The following is a 22833-nucleotide window of genomic DNA, read 5'->3' as shown; positions in this document are numbered from 1 at the left end:
TTTTAGGCACAGGTTATAGGCGTTTTATAAATGCTTTACCTGTGCTTTTTTATAGGTATTTTTTAAATTTAGCGAAACAATAAAAAAGTAAGGCGATACTATTTTTATACAGATTATTGTTAAGTGCGTGAATATTTTGCACAAAAAGCAGACATATGACCGCTTAATAATATTACAAAGCGTATAGACTTGAAAAATACCTCTATCTGCGTATTATGCGCAAAAATTTAATTAAACTGGGTGCTACTATGATCAATAGAAAACTACCTTTGCTAGATATTCACCGTCATTTAGATGGTAATGTTCGCGCGCAAACCATACTAGAACTTGGTCGTCAGTTTAATATTGATTTACCCGCAGATAACGTTGAACAATTAATTCCTCATGTTCAAGTTATAGATCCAGAGCCAAACCTAGTGGCTTTTTTACAAAAGCTAGACTGGGGCGTAACGGTACTTGGCGATTACGATGCATGCCGCCGTATTGCTATTGAAAATATTGAAGATGCGCAAGCGCAAGGCCTTGACTACGTTGAACTTCGTTTTAGCCCTTACTACATGTCGCAAAGCCAAGGTTTACACCCACAAGGTGTTGTAGAAGCTGTGGTTGATGGTATTAAATCAGCAACAAAGAATACCAATATTAAAGCAAACTTAATTGGTATTTTGTCGCGTACTTATGGTGTTAAAACGTGCCAGTATGAGCTTGATGCATTACTTGCGTTTAAAAATGACTTAGTGGCGGTTGATTTAGCGGGCGATGAAATTGGCTTTCCGGGTGAATTATTTATTGAGCACTTTAAGCAAGTGCGTGATGCGTATTTAGCGTCAACAATTCATGCTGGCGAAGCACTTGGCGCTCCAAGTATTTGGCAAGCAATTAATGAATTAGGTGCAAGTAGAATTGGCCATGGTGTAAAAGCAATTGAAGATCCAGGATTAATGGATTACCTGCGTGATAACCGCATTGGTATTGAATCGTGTTTAACCAGTAATATTCAAACCAGTACAGTTACCGACCTAGCTACGCATCCACTTAAACAGTTTTTAGATCATGGTATTCTTGCTTGTCTTAATACAGATGACCCGGCTGTTGAAGGTATTGAAATAGAGCATGAATATACCATTGCAGCACCCAAAGCAGGCCTATCTCAGGCTGATATAGAAAAAGCCCAAGCTAATGCCTTAGAAATTGCATTTTTAAGTGACGGCGATAAAAAAGCACTACTAGCACAAGTGAGTGCACGTTAAGTAATGCAAATAAATATGCGGCTTTAAAGCTGCATATTTATAGATTTAACTTGAGCGATAGTTAAGAGATTTACTAACGCTCAGGTTTTAAATTAGTGCTCTTGGCAGCTAAGGTAGTTATCGTAAAGCGCTTTGAGTACGTCGGCACGATTTATCATCCCCACCACTTTTACGCCTTCTACTACAGGGTAGTTTTTTGGCTTACCTGGCTGCATTTGTTCAGCTAGTTCAATAATGTTTAAATCGCTACTCACTGTGACTACATTGGTCTGCATAAGCTGCGACACTTTTACAACCCCTTCGCAAAAATAACTACTTTGCATTAAAGGCTTTAATAGCTCTTGTTCTGAAATAAATCCGACTAGGCATTTTTCGTTATCGAATACAGGCGCACCAAGTAATTTAAATTTTTGTAACTCGGCTATGGCAGTTGTCATTTCAGTGTCTGGTGTTATGTTTGGCAACTTGCGTTGCATAAAATCTTTTACTTTTGTATTTAGCATTTGGGTCTCTCCCGCTGATGTTCTGTACAAAGTATGGTTTATAGATTGGATTTTAGGAAATTGTTTATATTGATGTGTTTGATAGGTTTAAGCTATTAAAACTTTAAAGTCATAAAAAAAAGCACCCATAGGTGCTTATCATTAAATGATGCGATGAGTTTACTTTATAAATGCAAATGCATCGGCGTACATGTTTTCACGAATAGCGCCATGAGCTATAAAATCATCACGTACAATCCCTATCATGTCAAAACGACCTGCCATGTAAATGTCGTAAGGTTCTAGTGATACGATGTCTTGCATTACTGCTTTGTGCACAAAACCCGTGTGACCTTGCCAATTAGCTGATGGGTTTTCGACGACAGGAATAAATTCAAAATGCTCGTGGCTTTCTGCCCATAATTTCATTTCTTCATGTGCATATAATGCCGACTCTTCTTTAACACCCCAGTAAAATAGCACAGGGCGATCACAGTTTATTTCAGCTAGGTGATCAGCCATTGATTTTACATACGAAAAGCCAGTGCCACCGGCAAGTAAAATAATAGGTCGGTTACATTGCAAACGAAGTTGGGAAACACCTAATCCAGCCTCTATATCAACCATTGTTTTGTTTGAATGCGCATTACGTAAATGTTCAAGCGATTGCATTGCGTACGAGTCTGCACCAGAGGCACCAATGTGCAGCTCTATTTCATCACATTGTGATGGCCGGCTAGCAATAGAAAAAGCGCGTTTGTCTTTTTCACTTAACACCAGTTGCATGTATTGGCCCGCTTCAAAGGTCACAGGCTCTTGTGGCTTTAAAGTTACTTTGTTAACAAATTCTGTTAGTGGGCTGATAGCTACAACTTCAGCTTTTAATGTTTGCATTTTTTACCTTTTAGCAGCGCTTTTGATAGCAGATACGCAATTGAATGGATCGATTCTAGCATACCTATAGGATTATTTTATAGCCTGTTTATAGCTTACCCGAACGATGGTGAATAAATTATTGACCATCGCTGGGTTTGTTTAGTTGCTAAAGAATTTTAAGGCTATCCCAAATATCGTCAACACGTTCTTTGGTGGCTTTATCCATTACTATTGGTTCACCCCATTCACGGTCGGTTTCGCCTACCCATTTATTAGTCGCGTCCATACCCATTTTAGATCCAAGGCCCGATACCGGAGAGGCAAAATCTAGGTAATCTATTGGAGTGTTTTCAATCAACGTTGTATCACGCGCTGGATCCATGCGCGTTGTGATGGCCCAAATAACATCTTCCCAGTCGCGAGCATTTATATCGTCATCGCACACAATTACGAACTTGGTATACATAAACTGGCGCAAAAACGACCATACTCCCATCATTACGCGCTTAGCGTGACCAGGGTATTGTTTTTTCATTGTGACTACCGCCATGCGGTACGAGCAACCTTCAGGCGGCAAATAAAAGTCCACAATTTCGGGAAACTGTTTTTGTAATATTGGTACAAATACTTCGTTAAGTGCAACACCTAAAATAGCGGGTTCATCAGGCGGACGGCCAGTAAATGTGCTGTGATAAATAGGATCTTTACGGTGTGTAATGTGAGTTACGGTCATAACAGGGAAGTCATCAACTTCGTTGTAGTAACCTGTGTGGTCGCCATAGGGACCTTCTGGCGCCATTTCGCCTGGCATAATATGGCCTTCAAGAACGATTTCGGCACTGGCAGGCACTTGTAAGTCGTTTGAAATTGACTTTACCACTTCAGTTCGGCTTCCACGCAATAGCCCTGCAAATGCATATTCGCTAAGCGTATCTGGTACAGGAGTTACTGCACCTAAAATGGTCGCTGGATCGGCGCCTAATGCCACCGATACTGGATAAGGTTGACCAGGATTTTCTTTACACCACTCTTGAAAGTCGAGTGCGCCGCCGCGGTGCGACAACCAGCGCATAATTATTTTATTTTTACCTAATAATTGTTGGCGATAAATACCCAGATTTTGACGTTTCTTGTATGGCCCTTTTGTGACGGTTAAACCCCATGTAATCAAAGGGGCTGCATCACCTGGCCAGCAGTGTTGAATAGGTAGTTTTGTTAAGTCGACGTCATCACCTTGTAAAATCACTTGCTGACAAGGTGCTTTTTTGATTTCTTTAGCTGGCATGTTCAGCACTTTTTTAAATACAGGAATAGATCCAAGTGCTTCTTTAATGCCTTTTGGGGGCTCGGGCTCTTTTAAAAACGCGAGTAGTTTACCCACCTCACGAAGTTCATTTACGTCTGTTTGGCCCATCCCCATAGCAACTCGCTTCGGTGTTCCAAATAAATTGGTAAGCACCGGCATGCTGTGCCCTTTTGGGTTTTCGAATAATAAGGCAGGACCTTTTGCACGCAGTGTGCGGTCAGAAATTTCGGTCATTTCAAGATACGGGTCAATTTCTTGGGTGATGCGTTTAAGCTCACCTTTTTTTTCAAGTAAATTGATAAAATCGCGCAGATCTTTATATTTCATTATGGGCCGCTATTAAGCAAAAGAGTTGAACTATTATACCCATTTCATGCAAAGCAAGTCATTACACCTGCACTTAAAACTTAAAGCGCTCTACGGCACTTGTTAAAGAGTGTGCAAGTTGATTTACGTCTTCACTTTCGCTTGCTAGGGTGGTTGCGTTATTGGCATTTAAAGTGGCATGTTCGGTCACCTTAGCCATTATTTTTTGAATATCATCACTGTTTGTTAACTGTTCATGAGAAGCTGTAGCAATTTGTTCACTCATTTGGTTAATTGACAGTAACGTCCCTTTTATACGCTCAACCGCTTTATTTAGTTCAGCACTGTTTTCAACACACTGTTTAGCTTGTTGTTGGCCATCGTTAATTTCTTTCTGCGTTGTTTTTGTGTGTTGCTGCAGCGTTTGGATCATGGTGTGAATTTCGCTTGTGGAGCTCTGTGTACGTGCCGCTAATGAGCGAACCTCGTCAGCAACCACAGCGAAGCCTCGGCCATTTTCTCCGGCTCTTGCCGCTTCTATAGCTGCATTTAATGCAAGTAGATTAGTTTGCTCTGCAATGCTGCTAATAGTATTTACAATTGCGCCAATTAAATCTGTAAATTCGGCCAGCTCTTCTGTGCTACTTACCGCTTTATCTAATCGATTTAAGAGTGCTTCAATACTTAAACTGTTGTCGTTGGCTATTTGGTTTACGTCGTTAGCAAACTGAGAGGCGTTGGTAATTTCGTTAGATGCATTATCGGCCTGCTCATAGACCGCTTGCGAATTGTTTAGCATGCTATGCGCAAGCTCTGTGGCTTGTGCGCTTCGTTCTAATTGCTGCTGAGCAACAATGGTCATCTGTTGGCCCTTTTCACTTGTTTGAATGGCCGATTTATCAAGCTCGTGAGCATCATTACTAATCGCTTTTATAAGGTGGGTCAAATCATCGCTGAGCTTATTGATGTTGTTAAGTAAAGTGCCAAATTCATCTTTGCTACGCGGTTGGCTGCGTTTAGAAAAATCACCTGAGGCAATACGTGCTAAATCGCTATTTACTTTTTTAAGTGGTTTTAGCATGGCATTAGTTGTAAAAATTGAAATAACAATAAGTAAACCAATAAGTACAATCGCAATTATAATGACAGAGCTAGAACCCATATTAATTGCCGACTTAGCACTGCTTTGCAGAGTTTTAAAACGCTCGTCAGCCAGTTTATTAAGCTGTAATAATTGGCTTTCTGTGTCTATAAACTCTTGTTGAAAACGCTCAAAACTTTGCTGTGCCATTTGGGTGTTTTCAAGCGCTTTATTTTGCTGGGCGTAAATACCGTCGGGCCCATTCAATCGTGTTCTTAAGTTATTAAATTGCTCGGTAAATTGAGCCGCGTTTAAACGCTCACCTAAGGGAGTGGCTTGCTGCTCTAAATACACAAAGTTTGGCTGGATGTTATCAAGTAAAAATTGGGTATCTTGTTGGTGGACGTTTAAGTCGCTGACACTGGTCGTTTGCGTAATACTTTTAATATTGTTGCTTAAATTAAAGAGTAAGTCGTCAATGCGTGTTGCTGTGCCAAATACAGAGTTTAGTAACGACTGCTGCTTTGCATTTATCTCTATGAGTTCTATATCGAGTAAGGCATTACTGAGGTTACTTAGCTCATCACCAAACTCTTTAATTAGTGAGGTAGCAGCCGACTGCGCCGTAAAACGCTGTTCTTTGGCATTAAACATGTTTGCGCTTGTTTTGCTTAGTTGCTCAAAGTTTTTTGAAGCGTCAACTAGCAAAGTTTGCATGTTTTGCTGACCTGTCAATTGTGGCTTAAGTGCATTGAGCATATTACTGAATTCTTGTTGCTCGCTAAGCGCTTCTTTTTTATTGGTCAGTAATAAATCAGGTTTTGTTTGACTATAGGCTAGTGCATTGAATTTGGTTATAGAGAGAAGCGATAATCTTAAGTCTTTACTGACTTGTTGAGCTGGAACAGCAAGGTTCTCTATTCGTGAGGTAGTCGTGCTTATTTTATTTAAGGACCAGTAAAAAAATAAGCTACTGATAAGCATTAATAGACCTATAGCACAAAAGGCTAAAATTATTTTATGTTTAATGGCAATAGAACGCATAACTTCATCAACAAAATTAAGACTTTTTTTAGTGTAGCAAGTTTTTTAATTTGTTGTTAGTAGCTTGTTGTTTTAAGGTGCAGTGATATTTTTTGCCTAAAATTATAAGCATCGCTTCAGCGCCTTTTCCCCAAAAAAGTACTTTTTTATTTATATACTTATTTCCAGACGCGCTTTCTTCATGAGAAAGGTTGTATATTTTATTATTGAAGGTGAGCTCTGCTTCTTGGTTTTTTAACGTACTCAGTACTGCTTTCTTGTTATTACATACGTAGTGTGTGCTTGTTGTTTTTTTACTACATCCAATTAAACTGAGTAAGCAAGCCATTAAAACAAGTGTTGCTTTCATTTTCCCTTCCTTAATATATTTTACCCGCTATTTTACTTAAGAATAACAGGGCAAAATTAACCGTTGGTGAAAGGCGCGCTTTACGTTATGTTGATTAAATTATTTATAAGCTAGGGTCTGTTGATCTTTTCGGATTGAAATTTGTTCAAACTAGGGGCTATTTAATCGTGGCGCGAGGTTTGTAACCTAGTGGACTAAGTAAAAGCCGAGCAACAAAAAGTAAGTAGCCCCTAGGAAGAACCCATCGGGCAGCGCCTGTTTGGTATTAATGCTACGTTATCGCCAATTTATGGGGAATAACCACACTGCATCGGCTCTGCCTTGCCTAAATACCAAACAGGCTGCTGCAAATTTAACATTGAAAGAACAACAGACCCAAGGAAGCAAAATGGCAGGCACTAACCTTTTAACATTATTAGATGACATAACGGCTTTACTCGATGACATTGCAACCATGAGTAAAATAGCGACAAAAAAAACAGCAGGTGTTTTAGGAGACGATTTAGCGCTGAATGCACAGCAAGTAACGGGTGTGTCAGCCGACAGAGAGCTGCCCGTTGTATGGGCGGTAGCAAAAGGATCATTTTTAAATAAAGCAATCCTTGTTCCTGCGGCGTTGATGATCAGTGTTTGGCTTCCATGGCTCATTACACCACTTTTAATTTTAGGTGGGTTGTTTTTATGTTTTGAAGGAGCTGAAAAAATATTTGCGCGATTTTTACCTCATCATGATGAGATTGCAGATGGCGAAAAAACACTTGATTTAGTTGAATATGAAAAACAAAAAATAAAAGGTGCGATACGGACAGACTTTATTCTATCGGCCGAGATCATTGTTATTACGCTTGGTACTGTCGCGGGCCAAACATTACTCAATCAATCCTTAGTTCTTTGTGTAATAGCGATTGTTATGACTATTGGTGTTTATGGACTTGTAGCTGCAATTGTAAAACTTGACGATGCAGGCTTGTATTTGGTAAATCAATCTAAAGTGTCTGGCAGTGCGGTTAAAGAGTTTCTGGGTAAAAGCTTGCTTGCGGCAGCACCACGACTTATGCAGTTTTTAGCTTTTGCAGGTACTGTGGCCATGTTTTTGGTGGGAGGCGGTATTTTATCTCATGGTATTGAGTTATTACATCATGCACAACTTAATGTGATTAGTTATGCGCAGTCAATACTAGGCAATATAGGTGAGCTATTAGCTCCGCTAGTCTTTGATGGAGTGCTAGGGGTTGTTGCAGGGCTAGTTATTGTGCTTTGCAATGTGGTTTATACAAGGTTATTTAAAACAGATAAGTAGAGCCGTGCTTTCTGCCCTACATAATTGATTCACATGTTATAAATTTACACAACTGCTCAAGTTCGTAGGTTGCTTTACTATTACCTTGAGCAATTGCTTTTTTATACCAGTAAATAGCTTGTTGTGTGTTTTTGTCTGCACCTTGGCCGTCTCGGTACATTTGTGCAAGGTTAAGCTGCCCCCATTGAGAGCCTGACTCTGCAGCAAGTTTAAAGCTTTCTAAGGCTTCTTCAAATTGCCCATCTTTAAAGTACATAATGCCTTGCTGGTTGTTTTTATCTAGCTTTAAACCTTTGTATAAAGGCTTAGGTTTAGGCGGAAACATCACAAACCCACCATACAAGCTATTAGCGTGTGGGCGCAGCACATCGTAAATCACGTCATTATTATATAAGCGCTTTACCTCATCACGGGGTAAGGTAATTGTGCTTGTTGAAAAATAATCGCGTTGTACTAATAAACTGGTGCGCATTGCCGTGGTTATGCCTCGGTTGCGTTTATAGCTGTAATTGCTTACTTGAAAAGTAATAAATTGCTCGTCAAAGCTGAGTACTTGGGCCACTTTTAAATTTGTTAGCGTCCATGGTTCGTGAGTAAATTTATCAGCGTGAACTAAATATGTATCAAATGCCTGTGGGTTACTTAAGTAGTTGTATTTGAGTGCTTGGTTGTCGGTGTATTGTTGGAAAAAATACACTATTACCCACAATAATAAAATTAAGCCAATCCCGTATTTTGGCAGGCTTAGTTTTTCAATTAAGGGGAGTTTTTTTATATTAATAGCTTCGTTATGGCCACATTGGTAGCATTCGCGCTTGTAATTTAGCTTTAATGGTACGATAGGAATAATCGTAAAACGTAAGTAGCGGCTATGGTTTACTAAGTGATAGCTATCGCTTTGGCAGCTTGGGCAGGACTGCGTTTGTGAAAAATGAGGAAAAGACTGACCGGTGTTGAAAAGCAGCATGCAATAATGCCCCGAGTTTTAATTTCTATTAAAGTAAAACAAGGGGCATATTTTTTAAAGCAACAAACTGTAAGTAAGTATGTCTGTTACTCTTTTGTTGTTATTTTTGGTTTAATTGTTGTTTTTGCGTCTGCTGCCATAAGCGCAAATACCGCATAGGTTGCTGTATTTTGACGAAGCTTTGCTGGCGTTACTTTATCAAGCGTGTCGTCAGCGGTGTGGTGATAATCAAAGTAGTCTGTACCATCTTGGGCCAGCTCAAAAATAGGTGCCGACACCGCATTTTTAAATGGAATGAGATCAGGTCCGCCGTTAGCTTGGTTTTTACCAATGTACTCAACATTTAAAGGGGCAAGCTCTTTTGCGATAGCACGTACTACAGGCAGTGACGCTGCATCTACATTTGATTCAAAACCGTAAACTACATCAGCGCCAAAATCAGACTCTGCAGCAGCGACAATATTGTGTAAATCGTTTTTATGTTTCGCAAAGTACGCTTTTGCACCCCATAAACCAAGCTCTTCAGCGGCAAAAAGGACAACGCGAATACTGCGTTTAGGGCGTTTTACATCGCTAATATGTTTAGCAGCCGCCATAGTCAATGCAACGCCGGCACCGTCATCAAGTGCGCCTGTGCCTAAATCCCATGAGTCTAAATGCCCGCCAATTAATACGTATTGCTCTGGGTTTTCGGTACCGTTAAATTGGCCTATAACATTGTAACTAGTGCCTTCGCCAAGGTTTTCGGTTTGTACATTTATATTGACCGATACATCTTTGCCTAAAGCGACTAAGCGAGCAATTTGATCGGCATCGGGGTTAGCAATGGTTACGTTAGGTATTTTTTTAACGCCTTCTTTATAATAGCTTCCGCCGGTGTGGGCAAAACGGTGATGACCTGTACTTACTGACCGCATCATGTAGGCAACAGCCCCTTTTTTAGATGCTTCAATTGCTCCGGTGGCACGTGCTTTTACAGCGGGTCCATAACCATTGCCGTCTATATCGCGATTCATTCTGTAGTTAATGTAAGCAATTTTGCCTTTTAAACTATTAGCCGGTGCTGCTTTTAGTTCATCAAGTGTTTCGAATAATTTAATCGGTGCGCTGATACCTCCTTTAGGTGTGCTTATGCTATTACCTAGTGCAGTTAAATGAAGGGGTTGTTCGCTAGGTGTTAATATTTTTCCACTTTCGCTGTAGCGGCGCCATTCTGGAAAGGTCGCTTCTTCAAGCCATACTTTATCAAAGCCCAGTTCTTTAAATTTAGCTTGCGCCCAAGCAACGGCTTTTTTATCGTTTTCGGTACCAGGTAAACGCGGGCCAACTTCGGTTGTTAGTGACTCTAATAGCTCATAGCTTAAGTGGCTATTAAGGGCTGTGGTACGCACTTTATCTACTTGTTGTAATTGATTGCTTGTAAATTCGTTGCTGCTGGCAGTAGCTGCCATACTACTGGTAAGGAGTAGTGCGGTGATGAGATTTTTCATGGTAATTAGCCTTATTTATGATTGCGGCTATTAAAACATGTAATAAAGACGTAAAAAAATAGATGAGATGAATGAGCTGCTTTAAGTGATCAAAAAAGCCCGCGTATTTTAAGCGCGGGCTGGTAATTAAAGCGCTTAATTAAAAGCTAAACTGTGCAGCTAGTCTTATGTTAGTGCCTTCACCTATTGTTACGTTATTTGTTCCACCACCGGCTAGGTAGTCTTCGTCAAATAAGTTTTCTATGTTTAGGCGTAAGTTAACATCGGTTTTGCTTACTTTAAGTTTGTAAGTTGCACCTACATCTACGCGTGTGTAGGCATCTTTAATAATCGTGTTGTCACTATCTGCAAAACGCTCACCTTCGTAAAATGCACCGGCATTAAATGCAATCGCGTCGTTAAATTCGTAACGAGTCCAAAGTGATGCAGACCATTTAGGGGCATCGGTAGGGCGCTTACCTTCTAACTCTTCGTCACGTTCGTAATTTGCATCTAGGTACATAGTCGATGCCATTATAAATAAACGGTCGGTTGCCGCACCTTGTGCTGTTAGTTCAATCCCTTTATGGCGTTGTTCACCAATTTGGTTTGTTTCAGAAGTTAGATCACCCACTGGTACTTCAAGCGTTTCTGTAACTAGTGTGCCATTTTTACTTATATCGAAAAGCGCACCACTTAGCATTAAGCGATCATCAAATAACTGCCACTTAATACCAATTTCTTTTTGCTCAGAGGTAACGGCATCTAGCTTCATCCCATTATTTATATCGTCTTCGTTTACAAGAGTATCACTGCCTTGAGGTTCAAAACCTTCAGAGTAACTCGCGTATACCGTCGCTGATGCATTAGGATGATAAAGCACACCTATTTTTGGCACAAACGATTCATTATTGGCATCTTCACGTGTTTGTTTATCGTAGCGGCCACCAAGCGATAGCTGCCACTGTGGCGAAAACGTGATTAAGTCTTGAACATAAATACCGTAGTAGTCGTATTCTGTTTCGCTGATAGTATCATCTGTTTTATAGCTGACAGTTGGGCGACTTGGCTCTGTTTGACCAGATATAAAATTAAATGAATCAGCTGAGGTGCGACGCTGTCCATAATAATAATCAAGCGAGTTAGCACCAATGAGTAATTGATGATGAACGCCTGCTGTTTCAAATTCACCGATAAAGTCGATAAATGCGGTTTTAAATTGCCAGTCGTCAAATCGGTCGTAAGGGCGAGACTCATAGCTGTTGCCTTCAACAAAATTACTCGGCTTACGTGGAGCTGACTCAAAACGTTGGCGTTCAAATGTTTGTTCGTTATAACCCAGCTTTACTTGCCAGTTATCGTTTAAAAATACTTGAAAATCAATGCCCGCATTTTCTACCGTTATGTCGGTAAACGCCCAAGACATATCGCGAATAGTTTTATCGTCGCCAATAACGTTGGCGTTGTCGTCTATCCATGCACCTGTGTCTAAACCTGCTTCGTCGTCTGTGCGGTCATAATGAACTCGAACAAGAGCATTGTCGCTAATATCGTAATCAACAATCAACGCACCTAAAAAGCGGTCACGCTCGCGGTTTTCACCGTTTTGGTATTCGCGCCAGTAATCAACATCTTGCTTAACTAAAATACCGCGTGCACGTAAATCTTCTGCATCCGTTAAAGCGCCTGCAGCATCTATCATAAAGCGTGTTGAACCATGCTGATCTACATCGGCACTGGCATTAAATAATGTGTGTGCTGTCGGCTTTTTAGTGACCATATTAATTAGGCCACCAGGACCTGATTGACCATATAAAATGCTTGATGGGCCTTTAATAACCTCTACTTGTTGTAAAATTTCAATGGGTTGTTGATAGTGCGACCAATGCTGATGCCCGTCGCGTAAATAACCGGTTGATGAGCTGAGTTCGAATCCACGTAAGTTAAATACTTCACGGTTACGTTGTTTTGAACCGGCCGTTAAGCTTGCATCGTTTGAAAGTACTTCACCTAATGTTGTTGCAAGTTGTTCGTTGATAATAATGTCGCCAATTACAGTCACTGATTGAGCTGTATCGAGTAATGAAGTTGACGTTCTCATTGCACCATTTGCGTTATCTACTTTGTAGTCATTAAAGTAACTTCCTTTGACTTCAATATGTTCAAGGTCGGTAGAGTTTGCATATGTGTTTGTTGTTATTGTTGCTAATAGTGCGATGTAAAGTGAACTCAGTTTCATTTGATGCTTCCAGCTCAATATTTAAATAAAAAGTGAAGCGCAATCTTAATGAAAATAAATATCATTTGCAATGTGTTTTTATTAACAATGTTTTATAATGTGTTTGCTAATGGTTGCCAATAACGAATTCTGCTATTATTAGCGGCATATTTAGTGGGACTTTATCCTGCGTTATTTTTACTGCTATGGAATTTACTGTGACTTCAACTGCTTTTTCATCTTTGGCTTTACCAGCTGGACTTGTTGATAATTTATCGACGCTTGGCTACGCCCACATGACACCTGTACAGGCGCAAAGTTTGCCTCCTGTACTTGAAGGTAAAGACATCATTGCTCAGGCAAAAACCGGCTCAGGTAAAACGGCTGCGTTTAGTTTAGGTGTGCTTGCTAAATTAAACGTAAAACGTTTTAGAATTCAATCGCTAGTTTTATGTCCAACACGTGAACTTGCTGAACAAGTGGCTGTTGAAATGCGTAAGCTTGCGCGTGGTATCCATAATATTAAAATATTAACGCTATGTGGTGGTGTATCAATTGGCCCGCAAATTGGGTCGCTTGAACACGGTGCACATATCATTGTTGGTACACCAGGGCGCGTAGATGACCATATTCGCAAAGGGACTTTACGGTTAGATGATGTAGAAACATTAGTATTAGACGAAGCCGATCAAATGCTTGATATGGGCTTTCAAGATACCCTTGATGCGATTATTGAATGCATCCCACAAAACCGCCAAACGCTTTTATTTAGTGCTACTTTTCCACGCGCAATCGAAGCGATAGCAAAGCGTGTACTTAGTAACCCAGAGATGATTAAAGTAGAAGAAGAGCAAGAAAAAAGCACAATAAAACAGTACTTCTACAAAATGGATAACAATAAACAGCGCTATCCAACACTTAAATTACTATTACTTAAATTTACACCACAAAGCTGTGTTGTGTTTTGTAATACCAAGGTAGAAACGCAGCAAGTGTGCGACGATTTAGCCGATGAAGGTTTCAGCGCTGTGGCATTGCATGGTGATTTAGAACAACGTGACCGAGAGCGCACTCTGATTCATTTTGCTAATAAAAGTGCGTCTATTTTAGTTGCGACAGACGTTGCAGCACGTGGTTTAGATATTGACGATATGGATATGGTAATCAACTACCACTTAGCACATGACCCGCAAACACACGTTCACCGTGTCGGGCGAACAGGCCGCGCGGGTAAAAAAGGGATTGCTTGCTCAATTTATGGTGATGCGGAGCAATTTAAAGTAGCGCAAATTGGTGATCACTATGAGCGCGACTTTGAACCAGAGCCAATGCCTTCATATAATTTGTTGGACAAACCACCGTACAAACCAGAAATGGTCACTCTGATGATAGATTCAGGTAAAAAGCAAAAAGTGCGTGCTGGTGATATTTTAGGTGCGTTAACGGGTAAAGACGGTATTGCTGGGCGTCAAGTGGGTAAAATCAATGTACTTGATAATGTCGCATTTGTGGCTGTTGAACGTAATGCGTCTAAACCGGCACTTCGTAAATTAACCGAAGGTAATATAAAAGGGCGCAAAATTCGTGCTCGTCGCCTAACGCGTTAATCAAGTTATGAGCGAGCAGCCGGTTTAAGCTGCTCGTACTCTACTTTTATTTGCTTAAATGCATTCTCGCAGCCAGTAGGTTTGTCTGGGTGGTTCGCCAGTGCAAGCTGTCGCCAACGTTTTTGTAATTCTTTAAGTGAAAAATCATTTGTTAGCTGCCACTTTGCCAAAAGTGTGTCAAAGTGATCTTCTGTTAAAGCTGGCGTGCTATTTACCCTCTTAAACTTTTGCCAAAAACTTATGAGTAGCTCATTAATCTGCTCTTCGCTTGCTTCGTAATTCTCCCAGTCTAAATAATAATCTTTTAAATTTGATTTAAGCGTTGCTGGGTTTTCTATATCCGTTTCAATGAGCTCTATATGAAGTGTTGATATTAAGAGACTTTTAGGGTGAAGTTGTTCCTGTAGTTGATACAATGCATTCATAATTAAAAAATTACGCTTAAATAAATCACGTTCAGGGTTTTTATCAAGTGGCTTAATTACGCCGCAATTAATAAGCTCAGCTGCTAGGATATGAACTTGCCACACTTTTTGGGTTAATATTAAGTCAAATATTCGGTCAATCAGTGGGTTAAGCATTGTTTAGGTCCTAGTATTTAGTGTATCTTCAGTACAGATTACATTGTTACACGTAACAATTTGAAGGATTAAAATTATGCATGGCAAGCTCAAGTGCCTCTTATTCATTGTATGCAGTTTGTTCTATTTGCCAAGTTATGCTCAACAGTCAGAGCCAACATTAGAAGAGTTTAAGCAAAAACAGCAATGGGATGCAAAGCTTGAGTTAGGTAACGCCTTACTTAATAACCAACGCATTACAGCCCAAAATCGCACTGTCATATATGCAGGCCTTGCCGATACTGCGCTGTCGAGCGGTCAGTTTAGCGATGCCTTTAATTACTTTAAATTATTAGAGCAAGAAACTTCTGGATCACTTCTTCCTAGCGAGCACTTTCGTGCAATTAAAATGCAAGGTGTTGCACTTTTTTATCAGGGCTTGTTTAAACAAGCAATAACTCAATACACCCGTGCACTTGATATAGCAAAAATTAATAACCAACCATTAGAGCAAGCAAACTTATTGAATAATATTGGTTTAGTTTATTTTAATATGCATAAATTAGTAGCAACGCTTGATTACTACCTAAAAGCAAAAGAGATTTACGAAAAGGTGGGTAGTGAACAGGATAAAGGCGATATTTTGCTTAACATAGCCGGCGTGTATATACGCTTATCTCGTTATGAAAATGCCATGAGTATTTATCAAGACGTGTTAAAAATTTTTCGCAAGTTAGATGATAATTTGGGTATTGCTTTGGTGCATAACAATATGGGGGTGGTTTATTTTGAAAGCAACCAGCTAGATTTAGCGATGCATTACTACCAATTAGCAACCCGTTATTACCTATCCGTCAACAATGTGAATAAGTTAGCGACTCAGTACACTAACCTTGCAAACGTCAATATTATTCTTAATAAAGTGGAATTAGCGTATGAGCAAGCGCAATTAGCGATAGAGTATTCACTTAAAATTGATAACAAAAACTTAGAACTCACTGCACTGCAAACTCTCGCAAAAGTTCAGCTTGTTAGAGGGATGTTAGATGAGGCAAAAACGAATATTGAACGTGTTTTTGAATTACTTAAAGAGCATAGTAATGATCGTATTATGCGAGATGGGCTTGGCACCCACGCTTTGATTGAAGCAAGCAGGGGGAACTACGAAAATGCAATGCAGTTGCATGAAAAGTACAATAACGAACTACGCAAATTAAGAAGTGACTCTATTGTTAAAGCCTTAGCCGTGCTAGAAAAACAATTTAAAGCCACACAATTGAATCAAGAAATTAAAGAGCTGAAACAAGACCGTAAATTACAAGAGTTAAAAATGAAGCAGCGTTCGCAGTTAACGGTGTTTATTTTTGTACTGTTATTTTTAGTCATAGTGACAGGGGTTGCTTTATATCGACGCGGCGCAGAAAAACGGGCAAAACAATATTTAGCTGAACAGGTGGCGCAACGCACAGCAGAGCTTCAAGGTGTTGCCCAAGAGTTGAGAACAGCTAATGATGTTAAAAGTCAATTTTTGGCTAATGTTAGCCATGAAATAAGAACACCATTAACGGCGATTCTCGGACAAACAGACGACTTAATGAATGGTTTATACGAGCCTGAACAGCTAAAAGATGAGTTAGCTATTATTCAGCGGCACAGTAATCATCTAAAAAGCTTGATAAACGATGTACTCGATTTAAGTAAAATAGAGGCGAATAGATTAGAGCTTAATGTTTCGTGTTTCGACATGGTGCAACTGGTAAATGATGTGCACGCTATGTTCAGTCCTCAGGCAAAAGCAAAAAACCTTCGGCTTGTGCTTGAAAATAAGGTGGGCGATGAGTTTTACACCCGCCTTGATTTAATGCGAGTAAAACAAATTCTTATCAATTTGTGTGCTAATGCAATCAAGTTCACTCAATCAGGACAGGTGGTAATTGTATTAAATAAATCAGAGCAAGGCATTGTTTTTATTGTTAAAGATACCGGTATAGGTATGAACTCCTCACAATTAAAACTCATTTTTGAATACTTTAGCCAAGCAGATAACAGCATTAGTCGGCGGTTTGGTGGTACAGGTTTAGGGCTTAGTTTATCGCAGCAGCTCGCTTCTATGATGGGCGGATATATAAGCGTACAAAGTGAATATAAAAAAGGAAGTCAATTCTCGTTCTTTTTACCTTGTGCGCAAGTATCCAGTGAACACAGTGATATTGGGCAAATAGAGCAAAATAAAAAGCAGCTAAGCGGTACTGTGCTTCTTGCAGAGGATCACGCAGATAACCGCAGATTCATTAGCCGTTATTTGCGCTCTTTAGGGCTTGATGTAATTGCAGTCGAAAACGGCGAGCAAGCTGTAGAGCAATGCTTACAAATATACCCAGACCTTGTACTTCTTGATATTCAAATGCCAATAATGGATGGGCGAGCTGCCTTTGAGTTATTGAAAAAATGTGGTTTTCAACGGCCAATATTTGCGCTCACTGCAAACGCAATGAGTCACGAAATAGACGACTACCTTACATTAGGGTTTACTGGTTACCTTGCAAAGCCATTGGATAAAGACTTATTTTATAAAACCTTGTCAGAAAATTTAGAGCAAGTGCATTCAGACGGACCTAATGTACCAAGTGACATAGATATCAGTGACTTAGTAATAAGCTTTAAACAAAGTTTCAGCTTAGAAAGCGACAACATTACACAGCATTTTTTAAGTGAAGACTTTGACGCTTTGCAAAAAGATAGCCACCGAATATTAGGTGCGGCACAAATGTTTGCCTTAGAGGAAATAGCTTCAGCTGCGAAAAATTTAGACAGCGCCTTATTGCAAAAAGGCGAAAAAGATATGAAATATATTAATCAGCTTGTGTCAGAGCTCCAGGCTGTATTACACAAATATAATGAAACGTAAGTACACATTATAACAAATATAAAAAAAGCGCCCAGGGCGCTTTTTTTGTATTACTTAAATGCGTTTATTGGCGTTTCATCGAATCAAAAAACTCATCATTGGTTTTACTCATTGATAGTTTATCGATTAAAAATTCCATGGCGTCAATTTCTGACATTTCATGAACAATTTTACGTAAAATCCATAGCTTTTGCAGCTCATCTGGCTTAGTAAGTAGTTCTTCACGGCGAGTACCAGAGCGGTTAAAGTCGATAGCTGGGAATACACGTCTTTCCGCAATTTTACGGTTAAGGTGTAATTCCATGTTACCAGTACCTTTAAACTCTTCGTAGATTACTTCATCCATTTTTGAGCCAGTATCGATAAGCGCAGTGGCTATAATTGTTAAGCTACCACCTTCTTCAACATTACGTGCGGCACCAAAGAAACGCTTAGGTTTGTGAAGTGCATTAGCATCAACACCACCGGTAAGTACTTTACCTGATGATGGAATAACCGTGTTATATGCACGTGCTAGACGTGTGATTGAATCAAGTAAAATAACAACGTCTTTTTTGTGCTCAACTAAACGCTTTGCTTTTTCGATAACCATTTCCGCAACTTGTACGTGACGAGACGCAGGTTCGTCAAACGTTGATGCAATAACTTCGCCTTTAACAAGACGTTGCATTTCAGTTACTTCTTCTGGGCGTTCATCAATAAGTAAAACCATTAATGTAACGTCAGGATGGTTATGTGTGATTGATTGCGCAATATTTTGTAGCAACATTGTTTTACCCGCTTTTGGCGGTGCTACTAATAAACCACGTTGGCCGCGGCCAATTGGTGATGCTAAATCAAGTACACGAGCAGTAATGTCTTCTTTACTACCGTTACCACGTTCCATGCGGAAACGTTCGTTTGCATGTAATGGGGTTAAGTTTTCAAAAAGAATTTTAGTACGAGAATTTTCAGGTTTATCAAAGTTAACTTCGTTTACTTTAAGTAATGCAAAGTAACGTTCGCCGTCTTTTGGTGGACGAATAAGGCCTGAAATTGAGTCGCCAGTACGCATACTGAAACGGCGAATTTGGCTCGGTGATACATAAATGTCATCTGGGCCAGCTAAGTAAGAAGCTTCTGATGATCTTAAAAAGCCAAAACCATCTTGCAAAATCTCAAGTACACCGCCGCCGAAGATATTTTCTCCGCCTTTGGCATGGGATTTTAATATGGTAAAAATGATATCTTGCTTTCTTAAGCGGGCTACGTTTTCGAGCCCCATGGACTCAGCTAAGTTTACAAGTTCTTTTATAGACTTGTCTTTTAATTCGCGTAAATGCATATTGGTGGGTTCTTTATTACAATTGTCATACTCAAAGTCGCTTTGATCGTTGAGTGAGGTTGGTTGAATATAACTAAGGATTAGTTGGCTTTATAAACTAGCAGTTCACTGGCATAGCGTCCAGTGTTTATACAAAATAAATTCAAAAAAAGGGCAAAAAGCCCTTTTTTTAGTTCTAGTCTATTAGATGTTGTTATCTAAAAACTCGATAAGTTGTGTTTTTGAAAGTGCACCAACTTTAGTTGCAGCAACTTGGCCATCTTTAAAAAGAAGCAAAGTAGGGATGCCACGAATACCAAATTTAGGCGGAGTGCCAGCATTTTGGTCAATATTAAGTTTAGCAACAGCAACACGACCGTCGTATTCATCAGCAACTTCGTTAAGGATAGGGGCGATCATTTTACAAGGTCCGCACCATTCAGCCCAGAAGTCTACTAGTACAGGCTTGTCTGATTGTAATACGTCAGCTTCAAAGCTATCGTCAGTAATTTGGATTATTTTCTCGCTCATTGCGCTCTCCGATTTAGTTAGGCGAAATATTTAGTGCGTATTTAAACACTCTTGTTTCTTATTGCAAGTTTAAACGTTATGCTTAAACGCTATGACTAAGACACATTTAACCGATAAAAAGTTTTCAGACTTTGCTATCGCACCGGAAGTGGTTGCCGGTCTAACCGAGAATGGGTTTGAATATTGCACACCTATTCAAGCAAAATGCCTACCTTTTATTTGTGACGGACGCGATATTGCGGGCCAAGCACAAACGGGTACAGGCAAAACGTTGGCATTTTTAACTGCCACGTGCCATCGGTTATTACAATCTAGCAAAGCACCTAGTAAACATCCAAGAGCCCTGATCATGGCCCCTACTCGGGAGCTTGCGATTCAGATACACAAAGATGCAAAAATTTTAGCGCCACACTGTAATCTTAACTTAGGTTTAGTATATGGTGGCGAAGATTACGAAAAACAACGTGCACAATTAGAAAAAGGCGTAGATATTTTAATTGGTACGACAGGTCGTTTAATCGATTTGTACAAGCAAGGCTGTTACACCCTCAATGAAATTGAGGTTGTCGTGCTTGACGAAGCCGATCGTATGTTCGATTTAGGCTTCATAAAAGATATACGTTATATGTTTGATCGTATGCCAGATACATCAAAGCGATTAAACTTATTATTTTCTGCGACTTTATCGTACCGCGTACAAGAGCTTGCTTTTGAACACATGACTAACCCAGAGCATGTTCAAATTGAGCCTGACGTAAAAACCGGTAAACGCATAAAAGAAGAGTTATTTCATCCTTCGCAAGAAGATAAAATTAAGCTTTTATTAACTTTGATCGAAGAAGAATGGCCAGATAAAGCCATTGTATTTGCAAACACTAAGCACAGTTGTGAAACCGTGTATGCGTGGTTAAAAGCTGACGGCCATCGTGTTGGTATGCTAACAGGTGATGTAAATCAGAAAAAACGTCAAAGCATCTTAGCGCAATTTAGCAAAGGCGAATTAGACTTTTTAGTTGCAACCGATGTTGCCGCGCGTGGTTTGCATATACCAGAAGTAAGTCATGTATTTAACTTTGACTTACCTGATGACTGTGAAGATTATGTTCACCGCATTGGTCGAACAGGTCGTGCGGGTGCATCAGGGCATGCAATAAGCTTTGCATGTGAACAATATGCTTATAACCTACATGAAATTGAAGAATATATAGAGCACAGCATTCCTTTATCTCATTATGATAAAGCCGCTTTGTTAGACGACCTAACTAAGCCTATTATTCAAAGAAAGCGCAACTATTCAAATGGTCCTCGTAATCGTAGTAATAACAACGGACGTCGCCCAAATAATAGTTACCAAAAAGGACGGTCGTAATAAACCGTTTGCATAAGTAGTAGTAACTAGAGGTTTTTGAACGGTGGGGCAACTTATACCGCAAAAAAATGTATACGCAGTTATTGATTTGGGATCAAATAGCTTTCATATGCTTATTGCCAAATCAGTGGCTGGCGGTTTACAAACGATTGGTCGCGTAAAACGCAAGGTTAGGCTAGCCGCCGGGCTTGATAAAGATAATGTATTAAGCACCGAGGCTATGCAGCGAGGCTGGGAATGCCTCGCGCTTTTTGCTGAGCGTTTACAAGATATTCCAAATCAAAATATTACCATAGTAGCTACAGCTACATTACGCCTGGCAACTAATGCTGAAGTGTTTAAAGCGCAAGCTGAAAAAATTCTTGGCCATAAAATCAACGTTATTAGTGGTGAACTAGAAGCGCGTACCATATACAAAGGTGTAGCGCACACTTCAGCTTGTACCGGCAAACAGCTCGTTATTGACATTGGTGGTGCAAGTACCGAAGTAGTGATTGGTAAAGAATTTGATGCCCTTTTATACAAGAGCCTCAACATGGGGTGTGTTACTTACCTTGAGCGTTATTTTAAAGATTGCTTATTAACACATAGTAATTTCAATACCGCTATAAAGGCCGCTCGAGCTGTTATCGATAATATAGCACCTGAATACAAAGCCGCAGGGTGGCAAATTGCATCAGGCGCATCAGGTACAGTGCAGGCTATTCAAGAAATAATGGTGGCACAAAACCTTGATGATCTTCTTACTTTAGAAAAACTAAATTCAATAAAAGAGCAATCAATTGCATTTAAAACTATTGCTGCGTTAGACCTACCAGGTTTAAGCGAAGACCGTCGATTGGTCTTTGTATCGGGTCTTGCTATTTTGATTGCTTTGTTTGAATCATTAAATATTGAAAAAATGGGGCTTGCAGGCGGTGCACTTCGTGAAGGTGTTTTATATAGCATGGTGCCAGAGTTTCATAATAGCGATATAAGAAAGCGAACAGTTGATGGGTTTATGAGTCGCTACCATGTTGACCAAAAACAAGCATCACGAGTTTCTAGTTTAGCTATTGAGCTCGCACAAAGCATTAATGAAGATTGGCCAATTAATCACTTAAATGGCTTACCCCTGTTAAAAGCCGTTGCGCAGTTACATGAAATCGGCTTACTAATAGAGTATAAGCAGTATCATAAGCATACAGCGTATATTCTAGAAAATACCGACATGCCTGGTTTTTCGCAATCAGAGCACAGGTTAATTGTGGCAGTAGCCGATGCGCATCGCTCTGATATACCAAAAGACAGCTTTAGTACGTTAGGTGCAAACAACCTTCTTGCGCAGTACATCGTAAGATTACTGCGGGTATCTGTTATTTTGTCAATGAGACGACAAGATGATGTCCTGCCAAACTTTGAATTAACTGCTAAAAATGAAGTTTTAACACTAACATTCGAAAATAACTGGTTAAAAGAACATCCATTAATGGCTAGTGAGCTACAGCAAGAGTCTAAACAGCAAAGTAAACTTGGTTGGAAGCTAGTCGTTCATTAAGTAAAAAGGCCCTTGCGGGCCTTTTTAGTGTTTAAAGTAATCGTTTCGATTAAAATACGTGCGAACAGCATGTTTTTTCAAGTTTTCTTCAAAAAAGGGTTGATCTGTTTTTGGATCTCCCTATAATGCGACCCCACTGAGACGGCAGAGCAGGCAACGCTTAAGCTGCAGGCAAACCACTTAGTGAGTCGAGTAAAACTTAGGTTTAGATTTTTATAAAGTTTAAAATTAAGTGTTGACAAAAGCACAGGAAAGCGTAAGATTTGCTTCCCTTGAGTCGCTAAGGCAACTCAAACGTTCTTTAACAATATAAAGCAATCATCTGTGTGGGCACTCGTACAGATTGAGTTCTAACAGCCAAGCTACTTCG

General features: G+C 39.8%; 17 protein-coding genes. 6 read left to right on the top strand and 11 right to left on the bottom strand.

Translation table 11 applies throughout. The annotated features are described in order from the left end of the window. The first annotated feature begins 248 nt into the window (after window positions 1-248). On the top strand, window positions 249-1250 hold the full coding sequence (gene add / locus KZZ04_RS12195; RefSeq protein ID WP_058403748.1) for an adenosine deaminase: 1002 nt from the start codon (window positions 249-251) through the stop codon (window positions 1248-1250). Window positions 1251-1342: 92 nt separating this feature from the next. On the opposite strand, the gene KZZ04_RS12190 is transcribed toward add, so the two are convergent. From KZZ04_RS12190 to KZZ04_RS12170, 5 genes are all read right to left on the bottom strand, one after another. Beyond that, window positions 1343-1753 carry a CBS domain-containing protein gene (locus tag KZZ04_RS12190; protein WP_006792457.1) on the bottom strand — a complete coding sequence of 137 codons (411 nt, stop codon included), beginning with the start codon at window positions 1751-1753 and terminating at the stop codon, window positions 1343-1345. Between the two features lie 159 nt (window positions 1754-1912). Further along, window positions 1913-2626 carry an NAD(P)H-flavin reductase gene (fre, locus tag KZZ04_RS12185; protein WP_058403731.1) on the bottom strand — a complete coding sequence of 238 codons (714 nt, stop codon included), beginning with the start codon at window positions 2624-2626 and terminating at the stop codon, window positions 1913-1915. Between the two features lie 148 nt (window positions 2627-2774). Further along, entirely contained in the window at window positions 2775-4241 is a 1467-nt protein-coding gene (gene ubiD / locus KZZ04_RS12180; RefSeq protein WP_058551244.1) for a 4-hydroxy-3-polyprenylbenzoate decarboxylase, read from the bottom strand. Between the two features lie 73 nt (window positions 4242-4314). Next, window positions 4315-6345 carry a methyl-accepting chemotaxis protein gene (locus KZZ04_RS12175; RefSeq protein WP_058403733.1) on the bottom strand — a complete coding sequence of 677 codons (2031 nt, stop codon included), beginning with the start codon at window positions 6343-6345 and terminating at the stop codon, window positions 4315-4317. Window positions 6346-6373: 28 nt separating this feature from the next. Beyond that, window positions 6374-6694 (bottom strand): MliC family protein, encoded by a 321-nt coding sequence (locus tag KZZ04_RS12170; protein WP_058403734.1) that lies wholly within the window; start codon window positions 6692-6694, stop codon window positions 6374-6376. A gap of 388 nt (window positions 6695-7082) precedes the next feature. Here KZZ04_RS12170 and KZZ04_RS12165 point away from each other — a divergent pair, with 388 nt between their 5' ends. Next, a complete protein-coding gene (locus KZZ04_RS12165; protein WP_138528107.1) occupies window positions 7083-7994 on the top strand; it encodes a DUF808 domain-containing protein in 912 nt (303 codons plus the stop codon). A 16-nt stretch (window positions 7995-8010) separates the two neighbouring features. Here KZZ04_RS12165 and KZZ04_RS12160 read toward each other — a convergent pair whose 3' ends face one another. The 3 genes from KZZ04_RS12160 to KZZ04_RS12150 all read right to left on the bottom strand — a co-directional run bounded on the left by KZZ04_RS12160 (window position 8011) and on the right by KZZ04_RS12150 (window position 12669). Continuing rightward, window positions 8011-8961 carry a tetratricopeptide repeat protein gene (locus KZZ04_RS12160; protein WP_138528105.1) on the bottom strand — a complete coding sequence of 317 codons (951 nt, stop codon included), beginning with the start codon at window positions 8959-8961 and terminating at the stop codon, window positions 8011-8013. Window positions 8962-9047: 86 nt separating this feature from the next. Next, complete coding sequence (locus tag KZZ04_RS12155; protein ID WP_219422847.1) at window positions 9048-10451, bottom strand: M20/M25/M40 family metallo-hydrolase; 1404 nt, start codon at window positions 10449-10451, stop codon at window positions 9048-9050. Between the two features lie 139 nt (window positions 10452-10590). Next, entirely contained in the window at window positions 10591-12669 is a 2079-nt protein-coding gene (locus tag KZZ04_RS12150) for a TonB-dependent siderophore receptor (RefSeq protein ID WP_219422846.1), read from the bottom strand. Between the two features lie 197 nt (window positions 12670-12866). Here KZZ04_RS12150 and dbpA point away from each other — a divergent pair, with 197 nt between their 5' ends. Next, window positions 12867-14255, top strand: a complete 1389-nt coding sequence (gene dbpA, locus KZZ04_RS12145; protein ID WP_033019133.1) for an ATP-dependent RNA helicase DbpA — start codon at window positions 12867-12869, stop codon at window positions 14253-14255. Between the two features lie 5 nt (window positions 14256-14260). On the opposite strand, the gene KZZ04_RS12140 is transcribed toward dbpA, so the two are convergent. Continuing rightward, entirely contained in the window at window positions 14261-14836 is a 576-nt protein-coding gene (locus KZZ04_RS12140; protein ID WP_219422845.1) for a DNA-J related domain-containing protein, read from the bottom strand. A 76-nt stretch (window positions 14837-14912) separates the two neighbouring features. On the opposite strand from KZZ04_RS12140, the gene KZZ04_RS12135 reads away from it, so the two are divergent. Next, window positions 14913-17723 carry an ATP-binding protein gene (locus KZZ04_RS12135; RefSeq protein WP_219422844.1) on the top strand — a complete coding sequence of 937 codons (2811 nt, stop codon included), beginning with the start codon at window positions 14913-14915 and terminating at the stop codon, window positions 17721-17723. A gap of 64 nt (window positions 17724-17787) precedes the next feature. Here the strand turns inward: KZZ04_RS12135 and rho are convergent, their stop codons facing one another. After that, window positions 17788-19047: a transcription termination factor Rho gene (gene rho, locus KZZ04_RS12130; RefSeq protein ID WP_006792445.1), complete on the bottom strand. Its 1260-nt coding sequence runs from the start codon at window positions 19045-19047 to the stop codon at window positions 17788-17790. Between the two features lie 183 nt (window positions 19048-19230). Beyond that, window positions 19231-19557 carry a thioredoxin TrxA gene (gene trxA, locus KZZ04_RS12125; RefSeq protein ID WP_006792444.1) on the bottom strand — a complete coding sequence of 109 codons (327 nt, stop codon included), beginning with the start codon at window positions 19555-19557 and terminating at the stop codon, window positions 19231-19233. 91 nt (window positions 19558-19648) lie between these two features. Here trxA and rhlB point away from each other — a divergent pair, with 91 nt between their 5' ends. Together rhlB and gppA are read left to right on the top strand one after the other, a co-directional pair. Continuing rightward, complete coding sequence (gene rhlB / locus KZZ04_RS12120) at window positions 19649-20926, top strand: ATP-dependent RNA helicase RhlB (RefSeq protein WP_006792443.1); 1278 nt, start codon at window positions 19649-19651, stop codon at window positions 20924-20926. Window positions 20927-20969: 43 nt separating this feature from the next. Further along, entirely contained in the window at window positions 20970-22463 is a 1494-nt protein-coding gene (gppA, locus tag KZZ04_RS12115) for a guanosine-5'-triphosphate,3'-diphosphate diphosphatase (protein ID WP_058403740.1), read from the top strand. Window positions 22464-22833 lie beyond the last annotated feature (370 nt).

Origin of the sequence: Pseudoalteromonas sp. CR1 (genome assembly GCF_019392235.1) — a bacterium.
Lineage (GTDB): Bacteria > Pseudomonadota > Gammaproteobacteria > Enterobacterales > Alteromonadaceae > Pseudoalteromonas.
Note: the sequence above shows the minus strand (reverse complement) of the source record. Positions and strands in the feature narration are given on the sequence as shown.